This window comes from Streptomyces sp. NPDC000941 (assembly GCF_053599555.1).
In genome coordinates, this window is the sequence record NZ_JBSFMM010000130.1 from 26244 (window position 1) to 32658 (window position 6415).

Here is a 6415-nt window from a genome sequence, read left to right on the forward strand (position 1 = left end):
AGGGCGGCGTCGCCATGACCGACCTGGACACGCTGTCGGTGAACACGATCCGCGGACTGTGCATGGACGCGGTCCAGAAGGCGAATTCGGGGCACCCAGGAACTCCGATGGGGATGGCACCCGTCGCGTACACACTGTGGCAGCGGTTTCTGCGCTTCGATCCCGCCGATCCCATCTGGCCGAACCGCGACCGTTTCGTGCTCTCCGAGGGCCATGCCTCCACCCTGCTCTGGTCGCTTCTGTACCTGACCGGTGTCCGCACGGTCGACCCCGAGTACGAGGTGCTGGGGCGTCCGGCGGTGACCCTCGACGATCTGAAGTCCTTCCGGCAGCTCGACTCGCGCTGCCCCGGCCACCCCGAGTACCGCTGGACGAGCGGCGTCGAGGCGACCACCGGCCCGCTCGGCCAGGGCGTCGCCACCTCCGTCGGCATGGCGATCGCCGGCCAGTGGCTGGCGGCGAGGTACAACCGCGACGACTTCACGCTCTTCGACTTCGACGTGTACGCGCTCGCCGGGGACGGCTGCATGATGGAGGGCGTCTCCTCCGAGGCGGCCTCGCTCGCCGGACACCTGCGGCTGTCCAATCTGTGCTGGATCTACGACTCCAACCGGGTCACCATCGAGGGCCACACCGATATCACCTTCACTGAGGATGTCGCCGCGCGCTTCCTGGCCTACGGCTGGAACGTGACCATCGTGGCCGACGCCAACGACCTCGGCCGGATCGGCCGCGCCTTCCACTCCTTCCGCGCCGAGACCGCGCGCCCGACCCTGATCCTCGTCCACAGCCACATCGGGTACGGCTCGCCGGTCGAGGACTCACCAAAGGCACACGGGTCACCGTTCGGGCCGGAGGGGGTCAAAGCCACCAAGCGCGCCCTCGGCCTGCCACCCGACGCCGACTTCCACATCCCCGACGGTGTGCCCGACTGGTTCGCACGGGGCATCGGCGCACGCGGAAGCCAGCTGCGTAGCTACTGGGAGAAGACGTTCGACGCCTACCGCGGCGCGTACCCCGAGCTCGCCGACGAATTGGAGCGGATCCAGCGCCGTGAGCTGCCGGACGGCTGGGAGACCACGCTGCCCACCTTCCCCGCCGATCCGAAGGGCCTGTCCAGCCGCGACTCCTCGGGCCAGGTGCTGAACGCGGTGGCCACGGCGGTGCCCTGGGTGCTCGGCGGCTCCGCCGACCTGGCGCCGTCGACCAAGACCCGCCTCACCTTCGGCGGTGCGGGCGACTTCCAGCCCTATGACCACGCCGGGCGCAATCTCCACTTCGGCGTCCGGGAGCACGCAGCCGCCGCGGTGGCCAATGGAATGGCGCTGACAAAGCTCCGTCCGTATTGGTCCGGGTTCCTGATCTTCTCCGACTACGCCAAGGCGGCCATTCGCCTATCCGCGTTGATGGAGATCCCCACCGTGCACATCTTCACCCACGACTCCATCGGGGTCGGCGAGGACGGCCCCACCCACCAGCCCGTCGAGCAGCTCGCGGGGCTGCGCGCCACACCCGGGCTGCTGGTGTTCCGCCCCGCCGACGCGAACGAGGTCGCCGAGACATGGCGGGTGGTCGCCGGTCTCCACCGGGCGCCGGCCGCGCTGGTCCTCTCCCGCCAGCCCCTGCCCACCCTCGACCGCACTCGGCTCGGCGCGGCCACCGGTGTCGCGTTGGGGGCCTACGTCCTAGCGGACGCGGACCGGGGCTCGCTCGAGGTGATCCTGCTCGCCACCGGCTCCGAGGTGGCGCTGGCCCTGGCAGCGCACGAGGAGCTCACCGCCGAGGGCATCGCGTCCCGCGTGGTGAGCATGCCGTGCTGGGAGCTGTTCGACCGTCAGCCGCGCGAGTACCGCGACCAGGTGCTGCCGCCCGCGGTCACGCGCAGGGTCGCGGTGGAGCAGGGCTCCACATTCGGCTGGGACCGGTATGTCGGCGCGGACGGGGCCGTCGTCGGAATGCACACCTTCGGCGCCTCCGCACCCCTCAAACAGCTTCTCACGAAGTTCGGATTCACCCCCGAGCGCGTCGCGCAGGTGGCACGCGAACTGGTGGCCGCGAGCTGAGAAGGCGATGACATGAAAGCGACTCAAACCCTGCACAAGCTCGGGCAGAGCCTCTGGCTCGACAACATCACCCGCGGCGCGCTCGACTCCGATCGTCTCCAGCACTACATCGACAACTACGTGGATCTTCGACAAAGCCATCTCCCCGGACACCTACGACGCCGCCATCCGCACCAAGTCGGCGTCGGGACGACCCGATGAGGAGCTCTTCTTCGAGATGGCCGTCGAAGACCTTCGGCGCGCTGCGGATCTCTTCCAGCCCATCCATGAGAGAACGGACGGTGTGGAGGCTGGGTATCGCTGGAGGTCTCATTGCTTCTGGCGTACGACACGGCGCGGACCATCGAAGCGGCGAAGGCACTGCACGCCCGAGCGGGCCGGAGCAATGTGTTCATCAAGATCCCCGATACTGCCGAAGGCCTCCCAGCCATTACCGAGTGCATCGCCTCGGGCGTGCCGGTGAATGTCACTCTGCTGTTCTCTGCCAATCACTACTGGGCTGCCGCCGACGCGTACCTGACGGGTGTCGAGCGCAGGGCGGATCGGGGGCTCGCTCCGGCCATGGGATCGATGGCCTCCGTCTTCATGTCACGCTGAGATGCGACTGTCAGCGGTGAAGTGGCGCAGGAGCTGCGGGACCGGCTCGGCCTCGCAGTCGGGCAGGACACGTAGCGGGCGTACCGCTCCCTGATGGACCCGGACCGGGTCCAACGCCTGGGCAACGCCGGCGCACACATGCAGCGACTGTTGTGGGCCAGTACCCGCACCAAGGACCCCGACGCGTCGGATCCGCGCGCACGGGTTCCGGCCCGCGCTCCTCCGAGATTCTGCGAACCCTCGCTTCGCCGCCTGGCGGGACGACGGAACCGACCAGGTTATCCATGAACTCCTGCGCTGCCAGGTCCGCGAACGCGCCCGCCGGTTAGAGGACCCGACCCTGGTGGTCCTGGACACCCAGAGTGTCCATGCGGCCGCCGGGGTCCCCGCCTCCACGACCGGCCACAATCCTGCCAAGCGGGTGCCCGGCCGCAAACGCGGACTGGCCGTGGACATCCTCGGCCTGGTCATCGCGGTCGTCGTCCTCGCCGCGAACACCCACGACAACGCCGCGGGCATCGTCCTGCTGGACCAGGTCGCCGAGCACACCGGCGGCACCGTCCGCAAAGCCCTGGTCGACCAGGGCTTCAAGAACCAGATCGTCGAACACGGCGCCAGCCTGAGAATTGACGTCGAGATCGTCGCACGCAACCCGCAAGACAAGGGGTTCGTGCCGCAGCCGAAGCGGTGGAGGGTCGAGCAGACCTACGGGATCCTGATACTGCACCGGCGCCTGGTCCGCGACTACGAGCACCGCCCCTCCTCCTCCGCCTCCCGCGTCTACTGGGCGATAACCCACGTCATGACCCGACGCCTCACCGGCGCGAACGCCCCCACCTGGCGCGCGGCGAAGGCGGCGGCAGAGTGAAAATCCGGCCTCCGCCTGATGCCCTGGACCTCCAGGAAGAAGCCGCCCGGGCCCTGGCCAACGACCTCCACGCACAGATCGACGACCTGCAGACCCGGTTGCGGGAGGCCGGGACGCACCTGGAGCACCTCGCGATCACCCGCAAGACCGTCACCGACCTCGCCGACCGGCTCCCGGCCGTCGCGCCGGACCTGCCCGACCACCCGGACTACCCCCGCATCCTCGCCGCCTTCAACCACGCGACCGGACCGCTACGGGCCAAGGACGTCTGCGAAGCCCTCGGCCACGAACTGCTGCCGAAGAACGTCGAAGGCACCCGCGCCAAGCTGAAACGCCTGGTCAAACTCGGGATCCTCACCGAGGCCGACACCGGCAACTTCGCCAGGAAGCAATAGCCGACAGAACCTCCACCAGCAGCCTTGCTCCCACCTCAGCCAGAAACGGACATCACGTTACGAACCGCCCACTCAGAGTGGCGTCACTCGTATGACGACTCGACGACGTGCCGGGGCGGCGGCGTTAATCCTGGTCGGCGTTGAGTGAGGCGGTGTGCTCCCGCACCTGCTGCGGTGTCATGTAGGCGTCGGTCTGTTCGAAGTGCCGCAGCGACGGCTGTTCCTCAGCGAGGAACCCGATCCGTACAAAGTCGTCGCCCGCAGCAGCGTTCAGCATCCAGTTCGTCAACGCCCGCACCTTGGCGACATTGGTGCGCATCGCCCCCACGTGGTAACCCCGGGCCACCACTTGCGCGAGCATCCCCTGCAGCTCGACGCCCATCGGCTTAGCGACCGCGTCCCTGCCGCCCAGGTCGACTACCAGACCGAGGTCCCTGTGCCGGTAGGACCGAAGCGGCTCGCCGCGGAGCGCGGCGATGACGTTGTCCGCCACTGTCTTGGCCTGCCGGTGGGCGTGCTGCGCAGTGGGCGGGCAGACTGCGCCGTCGCCCCCCTCCAGGTCGGGTACGGCGGCGCCGTCGCCCAGCACGAAGACGCCGTCGAAGCCAGGCAGCGTCATCTGCGCGGTGACGGCGAGCCGTCCATGCACCGTCTCGGCCCCCAGCGTTCCCACCAGCGGGCTGGCGACCACTCCCGCAGTCCAGATCAAGGTCCGGGAGGGGACGACCCGGCCGTCGGTGAAGGTGACCTGATCCGGCCTCGCCTCGGCGACGGACACGCCGAGCGAGATCTCTACCCCGCGCCGCTGGAGCACCTCCATCGCGCTGCGGCCGAGCTTGTCGCCCAGCTCGGGCATGAGTTTCGGCGCAATGTCAATCAGGTGCCACCTGATCAGGCTCGGATCGAGCCGTGGGTAGCGCCGCACCGCGTGGGTGGTGAGCCGCTGCAGGCAGGCCGCCGTCTCAGTGCCCGCGTAGCCGCCTCCGACGACAACGAACTGCATTCGGGAGATCTTCTCCTGCTCGTCGACAGCGGCATCGGCCAGGTCGAGCTGGGCGATGACGTGGTCCCTCAGGTAAGCGGCCTCGGCGAGCGTTTTCATGCCACGCCCGTGTTCCTTCAGGCCGGGGATGTCGAAGGTGCGGGTCACGCTGCCGGGCGCGAGCACGATGTAGTCATAGCGCTCGTTCGTCAGTTCCCCGGTGATCCGGCGGACGACGCAGACCTTCGCTCGGGCGTCCACGCCGATGGCAAGGCCCGGGATAATCCTGGTGCGGTACCTTCCGCGGCGCAGCGAGAGCGCCACCGACTGCGGAGTGAGTACGCCCGCCGCAACCTGCGGCAGCAGCGGCAGATACAGCTGGTAGGAGACCGGCGTGACGAGCGCGATGTCCGCGTCGCCGGGAGCCAGCCGGCGCTCCAGACGGCCTACGCAGGCGACACCCGCGAAGCCTGCGCCCACGACGAGAATCCTGAGGCGCGGCACGGTGTCCCTCCCTTCTCGGGAGCTGTGTTTGCAGGATGCCGACTCATTGCGACCGGCTTTACAAGGCTCCGGCATTCGGTTCCTATCACCCATCCTCGTGGCTCACGGCAAGATGTGCGCGCCGACGTGAGGAGGCTTGGGCCCCAGCGACAGCTCCGGGAAGGGAACCGGGACTGGTCACGCCTCTGCTATGAGCCCGGACGGCAGCCATGGAATTCTGGAGCTTCCAGGCGGGCCTGGTGTCCGCCCGTCCTCCGGGTGCGGCGCACCGCAGATCACGAGTTCGGATGGCTACTCTGGATCCGCGAGCTGGAGGAGGTTGCGTCTGCATGGGTGACGGGCACGCGCCGGGGCCGTCTGGGCGGGAGGACGTGCTCGGAGCCGACTGGGAGAGCCATCGGCCCGCGGTCTTCGGTGTGGCCTACCGGCGGCTGGGGAGTGTGGCCGATGCCGAGGACGTGACCCAGGATGTGTGGTTGCGGGCAGCCGGAGCGGATCTGCGGGATGTCGACGATCCGCGGGCCTGGTTGGTCACGATGGCCGCGCGGCGGTCGTACGACATCCTCAAGAGTGCCCGTTTCCGCCGAGAGACCTACGTCGGGCCGTGGCTGCCGGAACCGCTGCTGACAGGGTCTGACGCATCGGAACCGGTCCTTGTCGACGAGTCCGTCAGTTCGGCGATGCTCCTGACCATGGAGGAGCTGAGCCCGCCGGAGCGGGTGCGGGCTGACTCGTCTCCCTGACGAGAAAAAATCAACCAAATCGGCACAAACGAAGGAACGCTCGCGGACAGATGAGATCGATCATGCGGACGGCATGCGTCCACGTGCTGCGTTCCTCCGCCGACGAGCCGCGACGAGCCCTGTGTGAAGGGACTGCGCGCTCGTGCGCCCTTCCCTAGTAAGACCTTTAGAAGCTGTTGTCTTTCCGGGCTTGAGGACGGTGTTTTCGCTGGTCGGGCATAGGGTCGGTGATCCTGTGGGAGTGGTGGTCTGTCGTGTCGTCG

Annotated in this window: 5 protein-coding genes and 2 pseudogenes; 6 read left to right on the forward strand and 1 reads right to left on the reverse strand. The window is 68.3% G+C overall.

What is annotated here, in order from left to right:
• Positions 1-14 precede the first annotated feature (14 nt).
• The 5 genes and pseudogenes from tkt to ACWDSL_RS33485 all read left to right on the forward strand — a co-directional run bounded on the left by tkt (position 15) and on the right by ACWDSL_RS33485 (position 3923).
• Positions 15-2063, forward strand: a complete 2049-nt coding sequence (gene tkt, locus ACWDSL_RS33465) for a transketolase (protein WP_450491712.1) — start codon at positions 15-17, stop codon at positions 2061-2063.
• Between the two features lie 12 nt (positions 2064-2075).
• Complete coding sequence (locus ACWDSL_RS33470; protein WP_450491713.1) at positions 2076-2264, forward strand: hypothetical protein; 189 nt, start codon at positions 2076-2078, stop codon at positions 2262-2264.
• A gap of 99 nt (positions 2265-2363) precedes the next feature.
• A complete protein-coding gene (locus ACWDSL_RS33475; RefSeq protein ID WP_450491718.1) occupies positions 2364-2660 on the forward strand; it encodes a transaldolase family protein in 297 nt (98 codons plus the stop codon).
• 244 nt (positions 2661-2904) lie between these two features.
• Positions 2905-3528, forward strand: a pseudogene (locus ACWDSL_RS33480) (transposase); the annotation flags it as partial.
• On the forward strand, positions 3525-3923 hold the full coding sequence (locus tag ACWDSL_RS33485) for a hypothetical protein (RefSeq protein WP_450491714.1): 399 nt from the start codon (positions 3525-3527) through the stop codon (positions 3921-3923). The pseudogene ACWDSL_RS33480 and the gene ACWDSL_RS33485, both read left to right, overlap by 4 nt.
• Before the next feature lie 124 nt (positions 3924-4047).
• Here ACWDSL_RS33485 and ACWDSL_RS33490 read toward each other — a convergent pair whose 3' ends face one another.
• A complete protein-coding gene (locus ACWDSL_RS33490; RefSeq protein WP_450491715.1) occupies positions 4048-5409 on the reverse strand; it encodes an NAD(P)/FAD-dependent oxidoreductase in 1362 nt (453 codons plus the stop codon).
• Positions 5410-5738: 329 nt separating this feature from the next.
• On the opposite strand from ACWDSL_RS33490, the pseudogene ACWDSL_RS33495 reads away from it, so the two are divergent.
• Positions 5739-6131 (forward strand): annotated as a pseudogene (locus tag ACWDSL_RS33495) (sigma factor); the annotation flags it as partial.
• Positions 6132-6415 lie beyond the last annotated feature (284 nt).

Excerpts from the sequence above, each read along its gene's own strand:
- tkt (WP_450491712.1), top strand. The coding sequence starts at position 15 with ATGACCGACCTGGACACGCTGTCGGTGAACACGATCCGCGGACTGTGC.
- ACWDSL_RS33470 (WP_450491713.1), top strand. The coding sequence starts at position 2,076 with ATGAAAGCGACTCAAACCCTGCACAAGCTCGGGCAGAGCCTCTGGCTC.